19 protein-coding genes and 1 pseudogene are annotated in these 22,503 nt (G+C 73.0%); 8 read left to right on the top strand and 12 right to left on the bottom strand.

Annotated features, from left to right (window positions below):
* Positions 1 to 173: 173 nt before the first annotated feature.
* The 4 genes from IG94_RS0128740 to IG94_RS0128725 form a co-directional block, all read right to left on the bottom strand.
* On the bottom strand, positions 174 to 1,892 hold the full coding sequence (locus IG94_RS0128740) for a glycosyltransferase family 2 protein (RefSeq protein WP_031043521.1): 1,719 nt from the start codon (positions 1,890 to 1,892) through the stop codon (positions 174 to 176).
* Positions 1,889 to 4,111 carry a bifunctional glycosyltransferase/CDP-glycerol:glycerophosphate glycerophosphotransferase gene (locus IG94_RS0128735; RefSeq protein ID WP_031043518.1) on the bottom strand — a complete coding sequence of 741 codons (2,223 nt, stop codon included), beginning with the start codon at positions 4,109 to 4,111 and terminating at the stop codon, positions 1,889 to 1,891. The genes IG94_RS0128740 and IG94_RS0128735 overlap by 4 nt, the downstream gene beginning before the upstream one ends.
* 133 nt (positions 4,112 to 4,244) lie before the next feature.
* Positions 4,245 to 5,039 (bottom strand): ABC transporter ATP-binding protein, encoded by a 795-nt coding sequence (locus IG94_RS0128730; protein ID WP_063763417.1) that lies wholly within the window; start codon positions 5,037 to 5,039, stop codon positions 4,245 to 4,247.
* A 121-nt stretch (positions 5,040 to 5,160) separates the two neighbouring features.
* Positions 5,161 to 6,096 carry an ABC transporter permease gene (locus IG94_RS0128725; protein WP_031043511.1) on the bottom strand — a complete coding sequence of 312 codons (936 nt, stop codon included), beginning with the start codon at positions 6,094 to 6,096 and terminating at the stop codon, positions 5,161 to 5,163.
* A gap of 232 nt (positions 6,097 to 6,328) precedes the next feature.
* On the opposite strand from IG94_RS0128725, the gene IG94_RS0128720 reads away from it, so the two are divergent.
* Positions 6,329 to 6,961, top strand: coding sequence for a TetR/AcrR family transcriptional regulator (locus IG94_RS0128720; protein WP_031043508.1), 633 nt, complete (start codon positions 6,329 to 6,331; stop codon positions 6,959 to 6,961).
* 73 nt (positions 6,962 to 7,034) lie between these two features.
* On the opposite strand, the gene IG94_RS0128715 is transcribed toward IG94_RS0128720, so the two are convergent.
* Positions 7,035 to 7,646, bottom strand: coding sequence for a TetR/AcrR family transcriptional regulator (locus tag IG94_RS0128715; protein ID WP_037768552.1), 612 nt, complete (start codon positions 7,644 to 7,646; stop codon positions 7,035 to 7,037).
* A gap of 338 nt (positions 7,647 to 7,984) precedes the next feature.
* Between IG94_RS0128715 and IG94_RS0128710 the strand changes: the two genes are divergently transcribed.
* Positions 7,985 to 9,145 (top strand): amidohydrolase family protein, encoded by a 1,161-nt coding sequence (locus IG94_RS0128710; protein WP_157852329.1) that lies wholly within the window; start codon positions 7,985 to 7,987, stop codon positions 9,143 to 9,145.
* 97 nt (positions 9,146 to 9,242) lie between these two features.
* Here the strand turns inward: IG94_RS0128710 and IG94_RS0128705 are convergent, their stop codons facing one another.
* A complete protein-coding gene (locus IG94_RS0128705; RefSeq protein WP_031043499.1) occupies positions 9,243 to 9,779 on the bottom strand; it encodes a DEAD/DEAH box helicase family protein in 537 nt (178 codons plus the stop codon).
* A gap of 80 nt (positions 9,780 to 9,859) precedes the next feature.
* Between IG94_RS0128705 and IG94_RS0128700 the strand changes: the two genes are divergently transcribed.
* Complete coding sequence (locus IG94_RS0128700) at positions 9,860 to 10,255, top strand: GNAT family N-acetyltransferase (RefSeq protein WP_031043497.1); 396 nt, start codon at positions 9,860 to 9,862, stop codon at positions 10,253 to 10,255.
* A 242-nt stretch (positions 10,256 to 10,497) separates the two neighbouring features.
* Here IG94_RS0128700 and IG94_RS0128695 read toward each other — a convergent pair whose 3' ends face one another.
* Positions 10,498 to 11,034 (bottom strand): CGNR zinc finger domain-containing protein, encoded by a 537-nt coding sequence (locus IG94_RS0128695; RefSeq protein ID WP_031043495.1) that lies wholly within the window; start codon positions 11,032 to 11,034, stop codon positions 10,498 to 10,500.
* Positions 11,035 to 11,147: 113 nt separating this feature from the next.
* On the opposite strand from IG94_RS0128695, the gene IG94_RS0128690 reads away from it, so the two are divergent.
* The 4 genes and pseudogenes from IG94_RS0128690 (at position 11,148) to IG94_RS0128675 (ending at position 14,106) form a co-directional block, all read left to right on the top strand.
* Positions 11,148 to 11,924, top strand: a complete 777-nt coding sequence (locus tag IG94_RS0128690; protein ID WP_107060716.1) for an EamA family transporter — start codon at positions 11,148 to 11,150, stop codon at positions 11,922 to 11,924.
* Positions 11,911 to 12,303 (top strand): annotated as a pseudogene (locus IG94_RS0128685) (type I glyceraldehyde-3-phosphate dehydrogenase); the annotation flags it as partial. The gene IG94_RS0128690 and the pseudogene IG94_RS0128685, both read left to right, overlap by 14 nt.
* Before the next feature lie 93 nt (positions 12,304 to 12,396).
* Positions 12,397 to 13,500, top strand: coding sequence for a pyruvate dehydrogenase (acetyl-transferring) E1 component subunit alpha (gene pdhA / locus IG94_RS0128680; RefSeq protein WP_052410904.1), 1,104 nt, complete (start codon positions 12,397 to 12,399; stop codon positions 13,498 to 13,500).
* Positions 13,501 to 13,662: 162 nt separating this feature from the next.
* Positions 13,663 to 14,106, top strand: coding sequence for a thioredoxin domain-containing protein (locus IG94_RS0128675; protein ID WP_031043486.1), 444 nt, complete (start codon positions 13,663 to 13,665; stop codon positions 14,104 to 14,106).
* 72 nt (positions 14,107 to 14,178) lie between these two features.
* Here IG94_RS0128675 and galE read toward each other — a convergent pair whose 3' ends face one another.
* Complete coding sequence (gene galE / locus IG94_RS0128670; protein ID WP_031043483.1) at positions 14,179 to 15,159, bottom strand: UDP-glucose 4-epimerase GalE; 981 nt, start codon at positions 15,157 to 15,159, stop codon at positions 14,179 to 14,181.
* A 74-nt stretch (positions 15,160 to 15,233) separates the two neighbouring features.
* Positions 15,234 to 15,704 carry a MarR family winged helix-turn-helix transcriptional regulator gene (locus IG94_RS0128665; protein ID WP_031043478.1) on the bottom strand — a complete coding sequence of 157 codons (471 nt, stop codon included), beginning with the start codon at positions 15,702 to 15,704 and terminating at the stop codon, positions 15,234 to 15,236.
* Positions 15,705 to 15,848: 144 nt separating this feature from the next.
* Between IG94_RS0128665 and IG94_RS0128660 the strand changes: the two genes are divergently transcribed.
* Positions 15,849 to 16,262, top strand: a complete 414-nt coding sequence (locus IG94_RS0128660; RefSeq protein ID WP_031043475.1) for an organic hydroperoxide resistance protein — start codon at positions 15,849 to 15,851, stop codon at positions 16,260 to 16,262.
* On the opposite strand, the gene IG94_RS0128655 is transcribed toward IG94_RS0128660, so the two are convergent.
* From IG94_RS0128655 to IG94_RS0128645, 3 genes are all read right to left on the bottom strand, one after another.
* Positions 16,252 to 17,823, bottom strand: a complete 1,572-nt coding sequence (locus IG94_RS0128655) for a hypothetical protein (protein WP_031043472.1) — start codon at positions 17,821 to 17,823, stop codon at positions 16,252 to 16,254. The two genes, IG94_RS0128660 and IG94_RS0128655, sit on opposite strands and share 11 nt — an antisense overlap.
* Before the next feature lie 202 nt (positions 17,824 to 18,025).
* Positions 18,026 to 20,251: a bifunctional glycosyltransferase/CDP-glycerol:glycerophosphate glycerophosphotransferase gene (locus tag IG94_RS0128650; RefSeq protein ID WP_031043469.1), complete on the bottom strand. Its 2,226-nt coding sequence runs from the start codon at positions 20,249 to 20,251 to the stop codon at positions 18,026 to 18,028.
* Positions 20,252 to 20,257: 6 nt separating this feature from the next.
* Positions 20,258 to 22,465 carry a CDP-glycerol glycerophosphotransferase family protein gene (locus IG94_RS0128645; RefSeq protein ID WP_031043465.1) on the bottom strand — a complete coding sequence of 736 codons (2,208 nt, stop codon included), beginning with the start codon at positions 22,463 to 22,465 and terminating at the stop codon, positions 20,258 to 20,260.
* Positions 22,466 to 22,503: the final 38 nt, after the last annotated feature.

Genomic DNA, 22,503 nt, shown 5'->3' with positions numbered 1-22,503 from the left:
CGTGTGAGGTTGCGTGAGGTGCCCCGGGCCGGGTGGTCCGGGGCACCTTTGCCTGGCGCCCGGCGTGCGAGCGGGCGTCGGGGTGGGTTTCACTCGCCCGCGTTGGCGGGGTGCCGCTGCGCCCACCCGTGCCGCCCCAGCGGCACGACTGCCCGCAGTCGGGGGGCCGGGGGTCAGTGGAGGATGTTCGATACCAGGCGGGCTGCTCTGCGGGATCGGGGGGTGGCGAGGCGGCGTAGCGCCGGGCGGATGAGTGTGGACGTCGGGCCCGTGGGGTGCCAGGTGAGCTGGAGGCGGCCCGGGGTGTGGCCCTCCGGGGACACCGTGACCCGGTGGGGCGTCGTACCGGCGCGGTAGGGGACGCGGGCCGTGAGGGGCGGGAAGGCCGGGGGCGCCAGGAGGATGCCGGTGTGGGTGTGGCCCTCGTGGCGGAGGCGGAGGACGGGATGGCGTACGCCCTCGAAGCCCTGGACGGGGAGGCGGGCCGCCCCCAGGTCGAGGCGGACGCGGCCCTCGAAGAGGCCGGGACCCACGGGTGAGAGGCGGAAGGGCACCGTGAGGCGACGGCGGCCCGGGGAGAGGTGGAGCACCGCGCGCCGGGGGCCGACCGGGAGGCGCAGGGCCGGGTCGTAGGTGCGGACGGTGAGGTCGACCGAGGCGCCGGGACCGCGCGCGACGTCGGTGATCTCGTGCCGGAGCAGGGCGGTGAAGAACGGGCGGGTGTCCAACTCCAGGTCCGAGAGGTCCAGTTCGCGGCGGGCCTCGGGGGTCGCCGGGACCTCGGCGCCCCAGTAGAGCCGGCCGTCCGCCTCGTCCGGTGTCACCCGGCGCGGGGCCACCGCGTGGCCGAGGCCGCGGGCGGCGGTGCGCACGTCGGACAGGCGCCGGTCGCGCAGCAGGCGGAGCACGACCCGCTCGGCGCGGGGCAGCCGGGCGTATGCGCCCTCGGCGAGGGTGTCGAGGTAGGGGTTGACGAGGTCCGCGAAGGACGCGAGCCACGCGTCGTCCCGGTACGGCAGGTCACCGGCGTACATCCGGAAGTCGTGCTTGAGGAACTTGAAGTCCTTGTCCTCGCGCAGCGACTCGTGCCCGCTCTCGGCCAGGAACGCGTCGATGAGGCACTGGACGCGGACGCGGTCGCGGACGTTGGTCAGCTTGTCCCGCTGGTTGGAGATGGAGGCGGCCCCGGCGGCGGCGTACGGGGCGATGTACCAGCGGTAGACCGGCTCGGGGACGACGGTGAACGTCTTGGCCAGGCAGTACGCCTGGGCCGAGAAGAGCTGGTCCTCGTAGTGGATGCCCTCGGGGAAGCGCAGGCCGTGCCGGTCGAGGAAGCGGCGGGCGTACATCTTGCTGGTCGACAGGTGCTCGAAGAGGAGCCGCGGGTCGGCCTCGATGCCGTCGAGGGTGCGGCGCTCGGCCACCAGGTGCGGCATCCAGGTGGTGCGCCGTCCGCCGTCGACGCGGATGCGGTGCACGGCGCCCATCGCGAAGTCCAGGTCGCGTTCGCGGTGTGCGGCGAGCAGGATCTCGACGGCGCGCTCGGGGAGTTCGTCGTCGCTGTCGAGGAACATCAGGTACGGCGCCCGCGCGATCTCCAGGGCCCGGTTGCGCGGGGCGCTGCACCCGCCGCTGTTCTCGGGCAGCCGCAGGTACACCACGCGGGGGTCGTGGGCGGCCAGTTCGCGGGCCACGTCCTCGGTCGCGTCGGTGGAGTGGTCGTCGCTGATGACGACCTCGACGTTCGCGTGGGTCTGGCGCAGTACGGAGGCGACGGCGCGGGGGAGGCGTTCGGCGTCGTTGTAGACGATGACCGTGACCGTGACGTCGGGGGCGGGCGGGGGCGGTGCGGTCGTCGGGGTGCGCCCGGCCGGGCCCGTGACGGTGTTCATGACGCGGTGGCCTCCTCGGGGGTCGGGGCCGGGGTGCGTTCGTCGACCGGCAGGACGCGGGGCAGCAGCCGTTCGTCCTCGCCGAGGAAGACGCGGCGGACGACGCGCTCGGCGGCGCGGCCGTCGTCGTACTCGCAGAAGCGGCGCCGGAAGGCGGTGCGTGCCTTGGCCGCGCGCTCGTCGTGCCAGGCGTCCGTGGTGAGGATCTCGGTCAGTTCTGCCTGGCTGCGGGCGACCGGTCCGGGTGCCTCGGCCATCAGGTCGAAGTAGACGCCGCGGGTGGTGCGGTACGTCTCCCAGTCGTCGGCGTGGATCACGATCGGGCGGTCGAGGTTGGCGTAGTCGAACATGATCGACGAGTAGTCGGTGACCAGCGCGTCGGCGGCCAGGCACAGGTCCTCGACGGGTTCGTAGGAGGAGACGTCGACGAGGCGGCCGGTGCGGCGCAGCGCGGCCGGCCAGGCGGAGGCGCTCTCGTAGAAATAGTGGGCGCGGACCAGCAGGACCGTTTCCTCGCCGAGGCGGTCGGCGAGGGCGGCGAGATCCAGGCGCGGGCTCCAGGCCGCCTCGTAGTCGCGGTGGGTGGGCGCGTAGAGAATCGCGCGGCGGCCGGGCGCGATGCCGAGGCGCTCGCGGACCGCGCGGACCTCGGCGGCGCCAGCGGTGTAGTAGACGTCGTTGCGCGGGTAGCCGTGGTCCAGGGAGATGTGCCGGGAGGGGTAGGCGCGTTGCCACATGCGGGTCGTGTGGCTGTTGGCCGAGACGCTGAAGTCCCATTTGTCGACGCGTTCGAGCAGCGCCTGGAAGTTCAGGCCGTGGGCGGCGGCGGGGTAGGGGAGCTGGTCCAGGCCCATGCGTTTGAGCGGGGTGCCGTGGTGGGTCTGGAGGTGGACCGTGCCGGGCCGTTTGACCACGGCGTCCGGGAAGTTGACGTTGTTGACGAGGTACTTGGCGCGGGCCAGCACCTCCCAGTAGCGGCGGGTGCCGGGCACGACGTGGTCGGTGCCGGGCGGCAGCAGGGCCGCGTTGCCCGCGGTGACCACCCACACCGGGTGGACGCCCGGGGCGAGTTCGGCGAGCCGGGCGGCGATCGCGGCCGGGTTGCAGGCGACGCCGCGGGCCCAGTAGGCGGAGAAGACGGCGAGGTGCGGGTCGACGGGCCGGGTCAGGGCGCGGCGGTAGCGCAGGGCGGCCAGCCGTGTCCCGGCCCGGCGCCGTCCGGCGCGGGCCGCCGACCGCACCCCGCGGCGGGCGTGGCTGGCCTGCTGGAGGGCGCGGTACTTCGCGTAGGCGCCCTCCTCCAGCAGGGAGCGCCGTACGCCTTCGAGTCCGGCCGGGTGCCGGTGGCCGTCGGGGCGGTGGCGCCGGGTGGCCGCCGACGCCCGGCGGAAGAACTCCCGCGCCACGTCGTCCGGCATCCGGGCGCGGGCGAAGGCGCGCAGGCAGTCGCGGACCATGAGGTCGTACAGGACGCCGTGCACGGCCGGCCGGTCGGCGGCGAGGGCGAGGAGGGTCTCGTAGCGGTCGACCAGGGCGTAGCGCTGCTCGGGCGGCACGGGCGGGAGGCTCTCGGGGCGCAGCCGGCGGTCCTCGTACGCGGGGTGGGGCAGGCAGGCGACGCGGTCGGCGAGCAGCAGGGCGGCGTACGCGGCGAACGGCTCGTCCTCGGTGGTCAGCAGCCGTTCGTGCGCCCTCCAGAAGCCGGCCCGTACGACGCGGTTGCCGAGCAGCGGGGCCAGGCGGAGCAGGGCCGCCCGGTCGTCGAGGGCGAGGTCGGCGCGGCCGGCGCGGGCGAGGCGGGGGCCGTCGGGGGAGGGCCGGGCCACGGTGTGCCAGGTGCTGCGGAGGTGGTCGAGGAGCAGGACGTCCACGGTGCCGGGGAGGCCCCCGGTGTGCCGGGCGACGGCGGTCGGGGCGCCGACGGGCACGCCGTCCGCGGCGTGGACGAAGTGCAGCCACCGGCCCCGCGCCCGGGCCGCCCCCGCCGAACGGGTCGCCGCGTCGCCGGCCCCCTCCGGGAGGGGCAGCACGGTGAAGGCGGGGGCGTGCCGCTCGGCCGTCTCCCGCGCCCAGTCCCCGACGGCGGCGACGATCACCTCGACGCCGGTGAGGGGGTGGGCGTCCAGGGAGTCCAGCAGGGCGGGCAGGTGGTCCTGGACGTTGGGACCGTGCACGACGACGCTGAGGTCGGGGGCCGTCTCGGACATCGTTTCGGCCATCGTGGGGACTCCTTCGCCGTTGCCTTCGTCGCTCCCGGAGTACTCCTGTGGGGGTCGGTTGCTATGCGGTCATAGTGGCACTAGTCGGGCAAAAGGGTGAATCGCGGGTACGCCTCCCGGGGGACGTCGGCCCTCACGCGGCCGTCCCCGCCTTGGGCGCGGGCTTGGGTGCGGGCTTCGCCTTCGCCTTCTTGTCCGGTCCGCCCGTGAACTTCTCGTACTCCTTCAGGACGTCCTCCGTCGGCCCGTCCATCCGCAGCTCGCCGCGCTCCAGCCACAGCACCCGGTCGCAGGTGTCGCGGATCGACTTGTTGCTGTGGCTGACCAGGAACACCGTGCCGGCGTGCTTGCGCAGCTCCCGGATGCGTTCCTCGGACCGCTTCTGGAAGGAGCGGTCGCCGGTGGCCAGGGCCTCGTCGACGAGGAGGACGTCGTGATCCTTGGCGGCGGCGATGGAGAACCGCAGGCGGGCCGCCATGCCGGAGGAGTACGTGCGCATCGGCAGGGTGATGAAGTCGCCCTTGTCGTTGATGCCGGAGAAGTCGACGATCTCCTGGTAGCGCTCCTTGATCTGCGTCCGTGACATGCCCATCGCGAGGCCGCCCAGGTACACGTTGCGCTCGCCGGTGAGGTCGTTCATCAGGGCGGCGTTGACGCCGAGCAGGGAGGGCTGGCCGTCGGTGTAGATGCGGCCGTTCTCCACGGGGAGGAGGCCGGCGACCGCTTTCAGCAGCGTCGACTTGCCGGAACCGTTGGTGCCGATCAGGCCGATCGCCTCGCCGCGGTACGCCACGAAGGACACGTTCTTCACGGCGTGCACCCGGCGTACGCCGGCCGCCTTCTCGCTCTTCCTGCGGCGCAGGATGCGGTTGAGGGCGGCGGTCGCGGAGCCGCGGCCTGCCCCGGTGCCGTTGACCCGGTAGACGATGTCGACGCCGTCGACGACGACGGTGGGGACCTGCTCGGCGGGGGTGCCGGCGGCGGAAGCGCCGGCGTCGGGGGCGTTGCCGGTGGAAGGTCCGCCGGCGGAGGTGTTGTGCGCGGGGGTGTCAGCCACGACCGTATGTCTCCTCGGCCTTCCAGAAGTAGATGAAACCGCCGATCCCGGCGACCAGTGCCCAGCCCAGGGCCAGCGCCCAGACGTGGTCCGGGAGCATGCTCCCGTCGAAGCTGTCGATCAGCGCGAACCGCATCAGGTCGATGTAGACGGCGGCGGGGTTGGCCTGGAGCAACGTGCCGACCCAGGACGGCACGTTGCTGTCCGGGCCGGTCATGTGGTGGATGCTGAACATGACGCCCGAGCCGTACATCCAGGTGCGCAGCAGGAAAGGCATCAGCTGGGCCATGTCGGGGATCTTGGACCCGACCCGCGCCATGACCATCGCCACCCCGGCGTTGAACAGGAACTGGAGCACCAGCGCCGGGACGGCGAGCACCCAGGACACGGCGGGCGGCACGCCGAACGCCAGCAGGATCACGACCAGGGCGGCCATGGAGAACAGCAGCTGCTGGAGCTGCTGGAGGCAGAAGGAGACCGGCAGCGCGGCGCGCGGGAAGTGCAGGGCGCGGACGAGGCCGAGGTTGCCGGATATGGCCCGGGTGCCCGCCATGATCGAGCTCTGGGTGAACGTCCACACGAACACGCCGGTGACCAGGAACGGGACGTAGTCCTCCACGCCGCGCTTGGTGTTCATCAGCACGCCGAAGATGAAGTAGTACACCGCCGCGTTGAGCAGGGGCGTCATCACCTGCCAGACCTGGCCCAGCTTGGCCTGGCTGTACTGGGCGGTCAGCTTGGCGGTGGAGAAGGCGCCGATGAAGTGCCGGCGCGCCCACAGCTGGCGCACGTACTCGCGCAGGGAGGGGCGGGCGCCGCTGACCGACAGGCCGTGGCGGGCGGCGAGGGCCGCGAGGTCGTGGCTGGCGGGGACGGTGCCGGCCGGGGCCTGCGGGGTCGGGGGCGGTGTGTGGAGGACCTGACTCACATCCGCTGCTTTCGCTCGGGAGAGGTACCGGGAGAGGTATCGGGAGAGGTATCGGGAGAGATGCCGGGAGAGGTGTCGGGAGAGATGGGGGAGGTACGACGCCCGTCGTTCACCTGGGTGACCGTGCGTGTTCACTTACGTCGGGACGGGACCGTATCGTCGTGACGTGAGCGTAGGCCGTGGTCACGCCGGAACGCAACCGTTTCGTCGTAACGCCCTATGCTTGGCTCGCATGACGACCAACGCCGCCGACGAGCCGCAGCCGCGCCCGCGCCGCCGCCGGCCGCCCGCCGGGGCGGCGGTGCTGCGCGAGGACGTGACGGAGGCCATCCGGGCGGCGGTCTTCGGGGAACTGGCGGCGGTGGGCTACGCGCGGATGTCGATCGAGGGCATCGCGCGCCGCGCGGGGGTCGGCAAGACCGCCGTCTACCGGCGCTGGCGCTCCAAGCTGCACCTGGTCCTCGACATCGTCTCGGCCCTCGCCGTCCAGGGCCTGCCCGCACCCGACACGGGCTCCCTGGAGGGCGACCTCGGGCTGCTCTACGAGGTGACGTCGCGCGCCCTGCGCCACCCGGTGGCCTCGCAGATCATCCCCGACCTCCAGGCGGAGGCGGCCCGCAATCCCGACATCGCCGAGGCGCTGCAGAAGACCCTGCGGGAGGGCCAGGACGGCGTGGCCAGCAGCATCCTCGCGGCGGCGAAGGAACGCGGCGAACTGAGCCCCTCCCTCGACCCCGACCTGGCGCTCGACCTGATCTCGGGCCCGCTGTACTGGCGCTCTGTGGTCGTCCGCGGTCCCAAGCCGCCCAAGGGCTACCTGGCCGCGCTGACCCGGGCGACTGCGGAGGGGCTGAAGGCGCTCTGACGCGGGGCGGTCGTCACCGCGGGGCGGGCCGGAAGAGGCAGGGGGGCTGCCGGGGCTCAACCCGGTGTGCCGTTCAGGCGTTGGTGAGCGCGTCCTCCAACGCCGCTCGCGCGCCGCGGAGGGCGAGGCGCAACTGGTCCGGCGAACGGCGGACCTGGGCCAGCAGGAGGCCACCCTGCACGGCGGCCATGGTGAGGTCGGCCAACTCCGTCACGTCCGTGTCCGGGCGCAGTTCGCCCGCTTCCTGCATCCGGCGCAGGCCCGCGATGAGGGGGGCCTCCCAGCGCGCGAACGCGTCGACGAACGCCTGACGGGTGAGGTCGTCCTGGCCGCTGAGCTGGCCGGCCAGCGAACCGATCGCACAGCCTCCCACAGCGTCCTGCCGCGTCCCGTTGGCCACGATCGCGTCGAACCAGCGGTCGATGCCGGCCAGCGAGTCGGTCTCCAGGAGCAGCGGCTCCTGTGCGGCCAGCACCGTGTCCACGGTGGAGTGAACCACGGACCGGACGAGGTCGTCCCGGCCGTCGAAGTAGTGGTAGAGCTGGCTGCGGCCCACCCCTGCGGCGTGTTCGACATCGTCCAGCGTCACCGCCGCGACGCCACGCCGCTCGATGAGGGCCGCTGCCGCGTCGAGGATGCGCCGCCGGGTCGCGCGGCCTCTTGCGGTGGTCGGTGTGCGTCCCATGGAGCCCCCTCCGTTCTCTGTACTCGGAGTACAGAGTCTTTGTACTTGCTGATACAGTCTGGCGCACATTCTCTGTACTGAGCGATACAGTCCGCGGTGATGTCACGCTGCCGCTGTGTCGCGATGTCGCCGTGTCGCTGTGTCGCGATCCGGGGTGGGTCCGTGCGTGGCGTGGCATGGCATGGACATGTCGTAACCAGGCCCATGGGGGCGGACGTGACGCGGTCGTGCGGAGAATGCCGTCGGTCAGGTCCCTCCTGACCGGCCATCGAGCGGACAGTGGAGGAAACATGAGTCGGTTCGCGGTGACGAACACCCGCGTTTTCACCGGAACACACGTGGCCGATGCCTCAGTGGTCGTCGTCGAGGACGGCACGATCGCCGAGGTCGGCCATGAGGCCCCCGAAGGTGTGGAGAAGATCGACGGCGTCGGCGGGACCCTGCTGCCGGGGTTGATCGACGCCCACACCCACACGGACGAGGACGGTCTGCGCACGGCCCTGAGGTTCGGCGTGACGACCGAGCTGGACATGATGTCGGTGCCGGACGCCATGGAGCCCTTGCGGAAAAAGGCACGGGCCGAGTTCGACGTGGCCGATGTCCGCACGGCCTCGTGGGGCCTCGCCCATCCCGACGGGCATCCGCACCAGCTGCGACGCGGCCTGGGCGACCCGGTGTGGCCCACCGCCACCGTGCCGGGCGAGGCGGCCGCCTTCGTCGACGGGCGCCTGTCCGAGGGCGCGGACTACATCAAGATCATGGTCGAGGACGGTGACGTGTTCGGTACGTCGCTGCCCCTGGTGCCGTACGACGTCGTCGTCGCGGTCGTCGAGGCGGCTCACGAGCGCGGGGTGATGGCCCTGGTCCACGCTCTCGGCGCCGCGGCCACACGAGTGGCCGTCGAGGCGGGCGCGGACGGCGTGACCCACCTGCACCACGACGAGGTCATCAGCGACGATCTGGTCGTCCGGATGCGCGAGCAGGGCATGTTCGTCATCTCCACCTTGGCTGTCGCCGCCTCCGGCGCCTCCGACGGAGCCGGTCCACGCCTGGGTGCCGACCTGCGGGTGGCCTCCCGTCTGGACGCGGAGTGGCGTGACAACCTGGGGCGCGAGTTCGGCTGGAACGCCCACCTGCCCACCGCCCTGCGCTCGGCCGGGCTGCTCCACGCCGCCGGCGTGGAGATCCTGGCCGGTACCGACGCGGCCCACCTCGGGGCTCCCGGCATCGCCCACGGTGCCAGCCTGCACGACGAACTGCGGCTGCTCGAAGCCGCAGGGCTGAGTCCCGTCGAGGCGCTCACCGCGGCGACGAGGCGTACCGCCGACCGGTTCGGTCTCACCGACCGTGGGCGCATCGAACCCGGTGCCTCGGCGGACCTGGTGCTCGTGGACGGCGACCCGACCTCGCGGCTCTCCTCAACGCTGAACACCCGTGCGGTATGGCGTCGGGGCCACCGCCTGGCGCTGGGCGGAGCGACGGCGGAGCGCGCCGCCTGAGCGTCGAGCGCCGTGTGCCCGCCTGCCGGCGTCCACGTGACCCGCCCTGTTCTTCGTCCTCTTCGCCGGCGCCGTCCCCGTCCACCGTCGACGCCACTCACCACGCCGCGAGCCGGACCACCTGGGCCGCGACGTCCTGCACCGCCCGGCCGTCCGTCGGGACGCGTACCGTGCCGACGGGAGCCTCCTGGGCCAGGCGGTGCCCCGTGCGCAGGCTCCGTTCGATGCGGGCGCCGAGCCGCGCCCCGGTCTCCCGCGCGGCGAGCCGCTGCCGCACCGTGGCCTCTTCGGCGGTCAGCAGCACGCACGTGACCCTGACCTCGTCCCCGCCCATGGCCCGCCCGATCATCTGCGACTCCAGGATGCTGACGGTGTCGGTGTAGATCAGCCGGCGCTGCCCGAGCGCCGCGTAGTTGGCCCACACCGCCGCGATGTTCCGCTCGGTGACCGCCGTACGGTGCGGATCGCCGTCCGGGGCGGGGTGGATCCGGTCCATGCCGTCCCCCTCGATCAGGCAGTGCGCGGTCCCGGCGTCCCGCAGCATCGCGGACGCCTCCCGGCCGACGGTGGACTTCCCGACGCCGGAGCCACCGCCGATGAGTAACAGGTCGTATGTGCTGGCTTCTTGGTCCATGTCTGCAGTGTGAGCCGTGCCGGAGACGGCCCGCACGGATATGCGACTCCTGGTGAAGCCCGCCACCCTACGATCGGACGATGACGATCACGTACCGGTGGCGGGCCGACTTCGACGACACCGACCTCGACGCGCTGCACGCCGAAGGCTTCGGCCACCCGGCCGACGGGACCGGCTGGCGGGCCCGGCTGGAGCGGCACAGCCTCGGCTGGGTATGCGCCGAGGAGGACGGCTCGCTGGTCGGCTTCGTCAACGTCGCCTGGGACGGCGGCGCCCACGCCTTCCTCCTGGACACGGTAGTGGCCCGGCACTGCCGCTCCCGCGGCGTCGGCACCCGGCTGGTCGCGCTCGCCGCCGAGGAGGCCCGCGCCGCGCACTGCGAGTGGCTCCACGTCGACTTCGAGGACCACCTGCGCGCCTTCTACGTCGAGGCGTGCGGCTTCAGGGAGACGGCGGCCGGGCTCGTCGCCCTGTGACCGTCCCCGAAGGCCCTGGGGAAGGCCTCCTTCGGTGCGGGCGTCCGCGGCGGCCGGACAACGAGGCGGCCTGAACGTCCGACCCCCTCTCCTGACGTGGACCAGGAGAGGGGGTCGGACGTTCGGGTTCCGGTGGTCGCCGCGGCTCCCCGGTTCACGGGGTGCCGTGGACAGCGGGCCGGCAGGAGCCGGCTCCACGGCCCCCGGCGGCAGGGCGGGGCGCGACCGGTGCCGGCCGTGCGTCAGACGTGGTGCCGGGAGCGGTGAGTGGCGGCCTTGGCCCGGTTGCCGCAGCGCATCATGTCGCACCAGCGGCGCGAGGAGCGGCGTGACCGGTCCACGTACAGCCGGGTGCAGTTGGGTGCCGCGCACTCCTTGACCAGCGTGGGCCATTGGGTGAGCAGGTCCACGGCGTCGTGGGACAGCGTGGCCAGAACGGCCCTGACCGAGCCGCTCCTGAGGAGCGTGCCGTCGGGCTGCAACTCCCGGCGCACGGGGACGCGGACCGTGGCGCGGTTGAGGATGCCGCAGTCCTCCGCCGGGAGGGGCGAACCGCCGATCGAGGCGAGCATCAGACGGTGGATCGCCTCACGCAGACGCACCGCCGAAGCCAGGTCCGCCTCGGTCACCGGAGGCGGAGCGTCCAGCATTCCGGAGGCGACGGTCCACTCCGCCAGGTCGCCCGGGGTGGTGAGTGAGTCCAGCGGAGCATCGCGCCGGCTCCTGACCGTGCCGACGAAGTCGAGGGACGCGCTGCCGCTGACGAATACGAACTCCATCTCGCCATGGTAACCGCGACGACGGCTTCGCGGCATCACGTAGTAACCGGTCAAACTGGTTAGTCTTGCGTAAGGGCTAACCGCATTGACTAGTTGTTCGTGTCGTCGATACAGTGCGTCAGATAACCCCTGTAACTGGTTACTTGAAGCGAGAGGCCACTTCTGTGCCGGAACGTGACGACCTTGCAACCGACACCGTGGAGGGGGAGGTGCCCCCGTCGCCGGCACCAGAGGCGCCCGCGGCATCCCCGGTGGGCTCCGCCGCCGTCCCCGCCGTCTTCGTCGTCCTGTGGAGCAGCGCCTTCATCGCGGCGGTGATCGGCACCGACGCCGCTCCGCCGCTGCTGCTGACGTTCTCCCGCTTCGCGCTCGCCGGCCTTCTCCTCATGGCAGTGGCGCTGGTGTCCAAGTCGCCCTGGCCGAAGGGCCGGCTGCTGCTGCACGTCGTCGTCACCGGACTGCTGATGCAGGCCGTGCAGTTCGGTGCCTTCTACACGGCCATCAGCGAGGGACTGCCGGGCGGCCTGGTCGCGCTGATCCAGGGCTTCAACCCCGTACTGATCGCGTTGATGGCCGGCTTCCTGCTGGGTGAGCAGATCACCAGGCGGCAGTGGTTCGGCTTCGGCGTCGGCGGGGCCGGTGTCGCGCTCGCCGTCGCCGGAGCGCTGGACTTCTCCGTCACCGCCATCGTGCTGTCCTTCGTCGGCCTGCTCGGTCTCAGCGCTGGCACCGTCTACCAGAAGCGTTTCGCCCAGGGCGCGGACGTCCGCAGCAGCACCGCCGTGCACTTCCTTGCCAGCGCGCCGGTGATGCTGCTGATGACGCTGACCCTGGAGGACCCGGAGGTCACCGACTGGGGGGCGTTCCGAACGCCCGGCGGCGGAGCGTGAGCCGGGCAAGCTCCCGTGGGGCGAGCTGGACATTGACGTGGTCGTGGAGTCCACCGGCAGGTTCACCGACGCCAGGAAGGCCGCCGCGCATCTCGACGCGGGCGCGCGCAAGGTCCTCATCTCCGCCCCGGCGGCGAACGAGGGCATCACCCTCGCGTACGGCATCAACCACACGAGCTACGACCCGGCCGTCCACCACGTGGTGTCCAACGCCTCCTGCACGACGAACTGCCTGGTCCCCATGGCCCAGGTGCTGCACGAGCGGTTCGGTGTCGAGCACGGCCTGATGACCACGGTGCACGCCTACACCCAGGACCAGAACCTCCAGGACGGCCCGCACAAGGACCTCCGCCGCGCCCGCTCCGCCGCGGTCAACATCGCTCTTTCCGCCGGCCCGTCCGGAAGAATTCCCGGACGGACACCGGGAGTCGCCGGACGAGGTCCTCGCCCCGCCCCCGCCCCTCAGTAGCCCATACACCAGTGGAGACGAAAAGTGGGAAAGAATCCCGCCCAGGCGGAAATGATTCAATTGCTTACTCCCGAGGGAAAGCGGGTCGAGCACCCGGACTACGCTCTGGACATCAGCTCCGGCGAACTCCGGGGGCTCTACCGTGACATGGCGCTGACCCGTCGCTTCGACGCGGAGGCCACGTCGCTGCAGCGCCAGGGCGAACTCGGTCTGTGGGCTTCGCTGCTGGGGCAAGAAGCCGCCCAGATCGGCTCGGGCCGGGCGACCCGGCCCGAGGACTACGTGTTCCCCTGTTACCGGGAGCACGGTGTCGCCTGGACCCGCGGGGTCGATCCCCTTCAACTCCTCGGGCTGTACCGCGGAGTGAGCAATGGGGGCTGGGACCCGCAGGAGCACAACTTCCATCTGTACACCCTGGTGATCGGTCCGCCGCTGCTGCACGCCACCGGCTACGCGATGGGCGTGATGCGGGACGGCGCCGACACGGCGGTCCTCTCCTACTTCGGCGACGGCGCCTCCAGCCAGGGGGACGTGGCGGAGGCCTTCACCTTCGCCACCGTCAACAACGCGCCGGTGGTGTTCTTCTGCCAGAACAACCAGTACGCGATCTCCACGCCCACGGCGCGGCAGACCTCCTACCCGATCAGCCGCAGGTCGGAGGGATGGGGCTTCCCCGGGGTCCGGGTGGACGGCAACGACGTGCTGGCCTGCCTCGCCGTGACCCGGTACGCGCTCGACCGGGCGCGGCGGGGCGAGGGCCCCATGCTGATCGAGGCCTTCACCTATCGCATGGCGCCGCACGCGACCTCCGACGACCCGACGCGATACCGGGACGAGGCCGAGCGCGCCGAGTGGAAGAGCAAGGACCCCCTCGACCGTCTGCACGCGTACCTGACCAGGTCCGGTCAGGCCGACGAGGCCTTCTTCGCCGAAGTGGCGGAGGAGGGCGAGAAGTTGGCGCAGCACGTCCGTGAGGGAGTCCGCGCCATGCCCGATCCCGCGCCCACCGACCTCTTCGACCACGTGTACGCGGAGCATCACGCGGTGGTGGCGGAGGAGAGGGCCGGCTTCCTCGCCCTGCGGGACTCGCTGGGGGCCGGGCAGTAGGGCGGGCAGACCGCGGCACCGCACATTCGCCCGCGGCACCGGGACCGCCGCGGGCGAAACACGGTCACACATGCAAGAAGCATTGACCGCCGGTCCAGCCGCTCTGACCGGCCCCTGCGGGAACGGGGCCGGCCGTGGCCGGTACCGCCCTAGGCTGTGGATATGAGACGTGTGTGGACCCTGCCGGTCCTGCTGCTCGTCGTCGGCGGGGCCGCGGCGGCCGCTCCGGCCGCCGGCGGGAACCCGTTCGAGGCCGCGGTGACGCTGGGGGTGTTCGTGCTGCTGGCCGGGGTGATGTCGCCGCTGGCCTTCCCGCGGTCGATCGGCGCGGTGGAGGCGCAGCGGCGCAGTGCCGTCGACGGGCGGCCGGTGGTGTTCTGGCGGCCGGGGTGCGCCTTCTGCATGCGGTTGCGGTTGCGGATGCGGCTGGGGCACCGGGCCCGGCGGATGTACTGGGTCGACATCTGGCGGGACGGCGAGGGCGCGGCGCTGGTGCGGGCGGCCGACGGCGGCGACGAGACCGTGCCCACCGTGCTGGTGGCGGGCCGGGTGTACACCAATCCCGACCCGGCCCGGGTGCGCGAGCTGGTCACCCCGGCCGGGTGACGGGAAGGCGACGGCACCCCCAGGGGGCGTCGTGTGGATCCGGCCGGGGTCGCGTGCCCCGGCACGCACCTCCTAGTCGCGGGCCGCTTCCGGGTGGAGGCGTACCCAGCCCGCCCAGGCCGAGGTGATCATGTCGTCCACGCCGTACTTGGCCTTCCAGCCCAGCTCGACGGCGGCGCGGTCGGCCGAGGCGACGACGCGGGCCGGGTCGCCGGGGCGGCGGGGAGTGACCGTCGGGGGCCGGTCGTAGCCGGTGAGGGCGTTGATGCGGTCGATCATCTCCCGGACGGAGACGCCCTCGCCCCGGCCGATGTTGAGGGTGAGGGAGCGTCCGGGGGAGGACTGGAGGGCGCGGGCCGCGGTGACGTGGGCCTCGGCCAGGTCGACGACGTGGATGTAGTCGCGGACGCAGGTGCCGTCCGGCGTCGCGTAGTCGTCGCCGAAGATGCGCGGGGCCGCGGACTCCGTCAGCTTCTCGAAGACCATCGGGACGAGGTTGTGGACGCCGGTGTCCGCGAGGTGCGGGCTCGCCGCGCCCGCCACGTTGAAGTAGCGCAGGGAGGCCGTGGACAGGCCCGTGGCCCGGCCGGTGGCCCGCACCAGCCACTCGCCGGCCAGCTTGGTCTCGCCGTACGGCGACATGGGCACGCACGGCGTCTCCTCCGTCACCAGGTCGACGTCGGGCATGCCGTACACGGCGGCCGAGGAGGAGAAGACGAAGGACGGGACCTCGGCCTTCGTGACCGCGTCCAGCAGGACGCGCAGGCCCTCGACGTTCTCCCGGTAGTAGTGCAGCGGCAGGTCCACGGACTCGCCGACCTGCTTCTTCGCCGCGAGGTGGACGACGCCGGTGACGGCGTGGTCGCTGAGGGCGCGGGCGACCCGCTCGCCGTCCAGGACCGAGCCGACCACCAGCGGGACGCCGTCGGGCACGCGGTCGGCGATGCCGGTGGCCAGGTCGTCGTAGACCACCGCCTGCTCGCCCGCCGCCGTCATCGCCCGTACGACGTGCGCCCCGATGTATCCGGCGCCGCCGGTGATCAGCCAGGTCATGGTGGCCGTCCCCTCGTCAGTGGTCCTGGGTAGACATGATCCTTCACGCCGGCGCCCGCCGGGCGCCACATCCGTCAGGACGGCGCGGAGGCCGGTTCGGTGCCGTACGCGTCCAGAGCGGCCGTGAGGCGGTCGAGGCGGGTGCGCAGGTCCTGGACCTCCGCGAAGTCCAGCCCGGTCGCCGTGGCGATCCGGCGCGGCACCTCCTCGGCCCGCTCGCGCAGCGCCAGGCCCTCGGGCGTCGGCCGCACCTCCACCGAGCGCTCGTCGCGCGCGCTGCGCTCCCGCCGGACCAGACCGGCCGCCTCCAGCCGCTTGAGCAGGGGCGACAGCGTGCCGGAGTCGAGGCGCAGATGCTCGCCGAGCTTCTTCACGGGCAGTTCGCCGTGCTCCCACAGCACCAGCATCACCAGGTACTGGGGGTAGGTGATCCCGAGGTCCTTGAGGACCACGCGGTAGACGCCGCCGAAGGCGCGCGAGGCGGCGTTCAGGGAGAAGCAGATCTGCTGGTCCAGGCGGAGCCAGTCCGTCGCGGGCGTCGTCATGCGTCCCAGCGTAACCCGCAGGGTTCTTGTACGTCATTAAGTTGTGGGCTATTCAGTTGAACCCTTGTTAGTTGTGGGTTACTTGGTTGTGTGCTCTACTTGGTGGAGTCAGGCACGCAGCCCCCTCTGAAAGGGACGGTTCCCATGGAAGCGCTCTACACCGCCGCCGCCACCGCCACACACGGCCGCGAGGGCCGCGCCGTCACCTCCGACGGCAAGCTCGACCTGCCGCTCAGCGCCCCCACCGAGATGGGCGGCAACGGAGAGGGCACCAACCCCGAGCAGCTGTTCGCCGCCGGGTACGCGGCCTGCTTCGGCAGCGCCCTCGGCGTCGTCGGCCGCCAGGCGAAGGTCGACGTCAGCGACGCGGCCGTGACCGCCGAGGTCGGCATCGGCAAGCAGGGCGAAGGGTTCGCGCTCGCCGTCACCCTCCGGGTCGAGCTGCCCGAGGGCATCGACAAGGAGACCGGCCGGGGGCTCGTCGAGCAGGCCCACCAGGTCTGCCCCTACTCCAACGCCACCCGCGGCAACATCCCGGTCGACCTCGTCATCGAGTAGTCGGAGCCGCCCCGACCCGCGCCAGCACCTCGCCCGTCCGGTCGCTCCACGCCACCACCACCGCCTCCTCGGGCACCCGCTGCAGGCGGGTCAGCAGCAGCCAGCGGACGTGGTAGCGGCGGACGACCGCGGTGCGCTCGGCGCGGGTCGAGTCCGGTGCGAGGTAGGCCCGCACGTCGGCCACCCGCCGCCTGCGGTCCCGCTCGTCCAGCGCGGCGTCCGGCCAGGCGGGCGCCGCGAGGTTCGGGCCGTACCCGGCGACGGTGCGCACGGCGTAGTAGCCGTCGGTGAGCACGACCTCGCCGGGGCCGATGTGCCGGGCCGCCCATGCGTACTCCGGCCACTGGGGCGGCTGTGCGAAGCCCACCGGGTCCAGCGCCCTCGGCACCACCGCCCCGGCGTGGACCGTGAGGAGGCCGAGCAGCGCGCCCGCCGCCGCCAGTCCGCCCAGCGCCCCGCGCCACCGGCCCCACGGGCGGGGCGCCGCCAGCTCCACCGCCAGGGCGAACTGCAGGGGCACCAGGGTGAGTCCGAGGATCCGGCCGTAGGTGTAGTGGCCGCTGAACCAGCCGTACGCCACCACCGCGCAGTCCAGCGCGAACATCAGCACCAGCGGGTCGCGCGGCGAGCGGCGCCCGCGCGCCCACAGGGCCGGCAGGCCGAGCAGGGCCAGCCAGAACTCCCCGGGCAGCCGCAGGTACAGCACCCGGTGCATCGCGTCCACGCTGCCGTCGCCTGCCAGCGCGAACACGTCGAAGTACGGCCACAGCGCCCCCGTCGCCACCGCCGTCGCGGCCGTCAGCGCCCACCGCCCGACGACCGGCCCGCGCCAGTGGCGCTGCCAGCCGGCCACCAGCGCCACCGCGCCCAGCACCGCCGCCGCCGAGGTGATCGGGTGGACGAGCAGGATCAGGCCGTAGAGCGCGCCCAGGCCCGCGTACCCGGGCAGCCCGCGCAGGCCGCTCGGGCCCACGTACCGCACCCGGCGCGCGTCCCGGGCCCGCGAACCGGTCAGCGCCCAGGCCCAGAAGGTGAGCCCGATCGCGAACGTCGACGGGTAGCCGAGGTTGCCGGTCATCGACATCAGCCCGAGGTAGCCGCTCCACCAGGCCCGTTCCGTCCCCCACAGCAGCGTCATCGCGCCCAGCGCCAGCACCGGCGCCCACGGCCGCGCGGTCAGCATCCGCACGAAGCGGCCGAGTCCGGTCAGCAGGACCAGCAGGTTGAGCGGCCCGGCGAGCCGCACCACCTCCCAGCCGCCCAGCCCCGTCAGCCGCGCGAAGACGCCCTGCGCCAGGGCGTAGGGCGAGTAGTACGCGCTGCCCGCGCCCGGCAGGTCGGCCATCGGGTGGCGCGGACGGAGCAGGTCGTCCTTCAGCCGCTCCACGACCGCCGCGTGCTGGCCGGCGTCGCAGCACAGCGGCACCGCCCAGTACGCCAGCGTCATCAGCAGGAAGAAGGCGAAGCCCGCGACCTGGTACGGGGTGGGGCGCCAGGAGCGGCCGCCGCGCAGCGCCGTCGCGCCGCGCACCGGGCGGCGGACGAGGACGTCGGCGCTCACGACGTGGGAGAGGAGGGGCGGGGCATTCGGGACATTTGGCGTATGTTCCCGGCCGGGTCGCCCTCATCAACCCATGTCACCCGTGCGGCGGAAGCCTCCCGCCGCGGTCAGCCGCTCCCCGGTGGCCGGACGGTCGGTGCCGTAAGGCGCGCCGTACGGCACCGACCGTCCGGCCGGCAGTCTTCGGCAGTCCCCGGCAGTCCTACGTCGCCGAGAGCAGGTCCTGCCCGGTGGTGACCGCGCGCGCCCCGGGGACGCCGGAGGGCTCCGGCTCGGGCATCGGCTCGCCCAGCATCAGCGTCCGCACGACGCGCTCGGCGGCCCGGCCGTCCTCGTACTCGCAGAAACGTTCCCGGAACGCCGCCCGCAGCCGGGCCGACTCCTCGTCCCGGTGCGTGCCGGAGGCCAGCAGCGACGCCAGCTCCCCCTGGGTGCGCGTGACGTGGCCGGGTGCTTCCCGGGTGACGTCGAAGTAGGCGCCGCGGCTCGCCGTGTAGGTGTCCCAGTCGTCGGCGTGCAGGACGACCGGCCGGTCCAGGAGGACGTAGTCGAACATCAGGGCGGAGTAGTCGGTGACCAGCACGTCGGAGGCGAGCATCAGGTCCGCCACGTCCGGCTCCTCCGTCGCGTCGACCACCACGCCCCGCCGGTGCAGCTCCGACAGGCCGAGCCCGCGCACCGGGCCGCCGGCGAGGGACGGGTGCATGCGGACCACCAGCGTGTGGCCCTCGCCCAGCCCGGCGGCGAGCCGGGCCAGGTCGATCCGCTCGACCAGCCCGTCCCTGCGGTAGTCGCGGCGGGTCGGCGCGTACAGCACGACGGTGTCGCCCTCGGGGATCCCGAGCCGTGCGCGGACCGGGCGGCCGTCGTCGGGGCCCGCGTTCACCAGCACGTCGTTGCGCGGGCTGCCGGTGCGTGCGGACGCGAAGTGGCAGGGGTACGCCCGCTCCCACACCCGCTCCGCGTACCGGCCCGCGACCAGGCTGTGGTCCCAGCGGTCGGCGCGGCGCAGCATGCCCGGCACGTCCAGGTTCTGCCGGGCGCCGCGGCGGTCGAGGAGGTCGGCGCCCATGTACTTGAGCGGGGTGCCCTGGTGGGTGTGGATGTGGACGCTGCCCTCGCGCTTGGCCACGGCGCCGGGCCAGTTGACGTTGTTGACGAAGTACGTGGCCCGCTCCGTCACCCGGCGGTACTCCGGGCTGTTCAGGAGCACGTGCTCGGTGCCCGGCGGCAGCAGCGCCGCGGTCTCCTCGTCGCGCACCACCCACACGCCGCGCAGCCCCGGGGCGATCTCGGCGGCCTTGCGGTAAATCGCGGCCGGGTCGCCCAGCACGCCCCGGTGCGAGAACGCCGAGTACACCGCGAGGTCCGGGTCCAGCGGGCGGCGCGTGTTCACCGCGGTCCGCACCCGGCGCAGCCGCGTGCCGGCCGCCCCGCGCACCTGCTTCCCGCGGCGCTGCACCTCCCGGGACGCCTGCCCCGAGCGCCGCCGCAGCCGGTAGGCGCCGTAGCCGTGCTCCAGGACGCGCAGCTCGGCCGGGGTCTCGGCGCCCTCGGGCCGGTAGGCGCGGAACATCTCGGCGGTACGGCGGAAGAACTCCTCCTTGTCGGACGGCGGCAGCCGGTCCGGCTTGGAGAGGATGTCCAGGCAGTGCTCGCCCATCTTGGCGTGCAGGAAGGGCCGCCAGCGGGCCAGGTCCGGGTGGGAGTCCAGGAACGCGAAGACCCGCTCGTACTGCGCGTGGACGTCGAAGTGCTTGCGGCTGGTGGTGGACAGGATGTTGCCCTGGCGGCGCTGGCGGTAGTTCAGGCAGATCCGCGCCAGCGTGGCGACGCGCTCGGCGCTGAACATGACCGGGAAGGTCCAGGGCGTGTCCTCGTAGTAGCCCGGCGGGAAGGTGAAGCCCTCCCGCTCGACGAAGTCGCGCCGGTAGACCTTGTTCCACACCACCATCAGCAGGTCGAGGATCTCCGGGTACTCGGCGGACGTGAAGGTGCCGTCGCCCGCCTCGGCCAGCACGCGGGCCAGGGCGTTGCGCCGGGTGCCGCCCCACCAGTAGGTGCGCGCGTAGTCGAAGACCAGCACGTCCGGGTCCTCCGCCTCCGCGAGCCGGTCGGCCATGGCGGCGAGGGCGCCCGGGGTGAGGGTGTCGTCGCTGTCGAGGAAGAAGAGGTAGTCGCCGGTGGCGTGCGGCATGCCCGCGTTGCGGGCGCGGCCGAGGCCGGCGTTCTCCTCCAGGTGCAGCACGCGCACCCGGTCGTCGCGGGCGGCGTACTCGTCGAGGATCGCGCCGGAGCCGTCCGGCGAGCAGTCGTCCACGGCGATGACCTCGATGTCCCGGAAGGACTGGCCGAGGACCGAGTCGAGGCACTCGCCGAGGAAGCCCTGCACCTTGAAGCAGGGGAGGATGATGCTGAAGCGGGGCACGGCGGGTCAGCTCCTGACGAGGGTGGCGGCGGGGGCGGGGACGCGCTCCGCGAGCGGGACCACGGGCGGCAGCGACTCGGGCGGCTCGCCGAGCAGCACCCGGCGCACGACGCGCTCGGCGGCCCGGCCGTCGTCGAACTCGCAGAAACGTTCCCGGAAGGCCGCCCGCAGCGCGGTCGACTCCGCGTCCGCGTACGTGCCCTCGGCGAAGACCCGGGTCAGTTCCTCCGGGGTGCGCGCCACCGGTCCCGGCGGCGCCGCCATCAGGTCGAAGTAGACGCCGCGGGTCTCCCGGTAGACGTCCCAGTCGTCGGCGTACACGACGATGGGCCGGTCCAGGTTGGCGTAGTCGAACATGATCGACGAGTAGTCCGTGATCAGCGCGTCGGCGGCCAGGCACACGTCCTCCGAGGAGCGGTGCGCGGTCACGTCGATGATCCGGCCGGTGCGCTCCCGCTTCCCGCCCCGGTCGTAGAAGTAGTGGGCGCGCAGCAGCACCACCACGTCCTCGCCGGCCGCCTCGCAGAACGCCTCCAGGTCCAGGGCGCCCGCGCCGAAGCCGCTCTCGTAGTCCCGGTGCGTGGGCGCGTACAGCACCGCCGTCTTGCCCTCCGGGACGCCCAGCTCGCGCCGGACGCGGGCGACGTCCTCGGCCGTGGCCGTGTGGTAGACGTCGTTGCGCGGATAGCCGTACTCCAGGTGCTCGTAACCGCCCGGGTAGGCGCGTTCCCAGGCGCGGGTGGAGTGGCGGTTGGAGGAGAGGTTGTAGTCCCAGCGGTCCACCCGGCCGAGCAGCTTGGTGAAGCTGCCGCTGGCCGCCGCCACCACCGGGTACGTCGACTGGTCGACGCCCATCGTCTTCAGCGGCGTGCCGTGCTGCGTCTGCAGGTGCACGCTGCCGGGGCGCTTGACGACGCCCTCGGCGAAGTTCGCGTTGTTCACCAGGTACGTGGCGCGGGCCAGCACCTCCCAGTAGCGCCGGCTGCCGATGACGGCGTGGTCGACGTCCCCCGGCACGGTGTGCGCCTGGTCGCGCTCGACGAGGAACACCGACTTCAGGTGCGGGGCCAGCTCGCGGGCCTTGGCGTGGACCGCGGCCGGGTTGCAGGCGTACCCGCGGCCCCAGTAGGCGCAGTACACGACGAGGTTCGGGTCCAGCGGGCGGCGCAGCTCGCGGCGGTACTGCAGGCGGGTGCGCAGCCCCCGCGGGCGCGGCACGCGGGCCACGGCACCGCCCGCGGCCCGGTTGGCGGCGCGCAGGGTGCGGAAACCGGCGTAGGACCCGGACGCCAGCAGCCGGTACTGCACGCCGACGCGCCCGCCCGGCGGCCGGAAACCGGCGGGGCGGTACTGCCGGTAGAGGCGGCTGGCCCGGCGGAAGAAGGCGCGGCGCTGCCCGCGGGTGAGCCGTCGCGGGTCGGTGGCCGTCTTCAGGACCGCGGCGAACAGCTGCTCGAACAGCGGTCCGCGGCGCTCGGCCGGCAGCCCCAGCCCGGCGGCGTCCGCGAGCGCCAGCTCGGTCTGGTCGAGCAGCTCCGCGTGGTGCGCGCCCGGCAGGTTCAGCCGGTTGCCCTGCCGCCGCGCCATGTGCCGTACGACGACGGAGCGCAGCACCGCGACGCGCTCCGCGCGGGCCGCGACCCGGGCGCCGAAGCCGACGTCCGTGAAGTGCCCGTCGGGGAAGACCAGGTCCCGCTCGGCGAGGAAGGCACGGCGGTGCACCGCGCTCCACGCGGGCAGCTGCACGCCGGTCAGCGCGGGGGCGCGGTCGGGGGTGAAGGCGCCCTTCGGGGCCTTGGCCAGCAGCGGAGCGGCCGGGTTGGTCGCCTCGCCCTCCCACCAGGGCATCCGCTCGTACTCGAAGTACAGGACGTCGACGCCGCCGGTGTCCGTCAGCCGGGCGTCCAGGGCCGTCAGCGCGCCCGGCACGAGCACGTCGTCGCCGTCCAGGAACAGCAGGTAGGCGCCGGTCGCCGCCGCCATGCCCGCGTTGCGCGCCCCGGCCAGCCCGGCCGACGGCGGGGAGTACACGGGCGACACCCTCGGGTCCCGCCCGGCGCGCTCCCGGGCGACGTCCGCCGCGGTGGACTCCGGGGCGTCGCAGACCGGGATCAGCTCGAAGTCGCCGAAGGACTGGGCGAGGATCGAGTCCAGCGCCCGGGAGAGCCGCCCCGCGACCCCATGGGACGGGACGATGACACTGAAGCGGGGCATACTGCTCTTTCTCTCGTTGTCCTGGCCCGACGGGAGCC

The organism is Streptomyces olivaceus (genome assembly GCF_000721235.1).
In the GTDB taxonomy this organism is placed as follows: domain Bacteria; phylum Actinomycetota; class Actinomycetes; order Streptomycetales; family Streptomycetaceae; genus Streptomyces; species Streptomyces olivaceus.
This window is presented reverse-complemented; position numbering and strand designations above follow the sequence as displayed.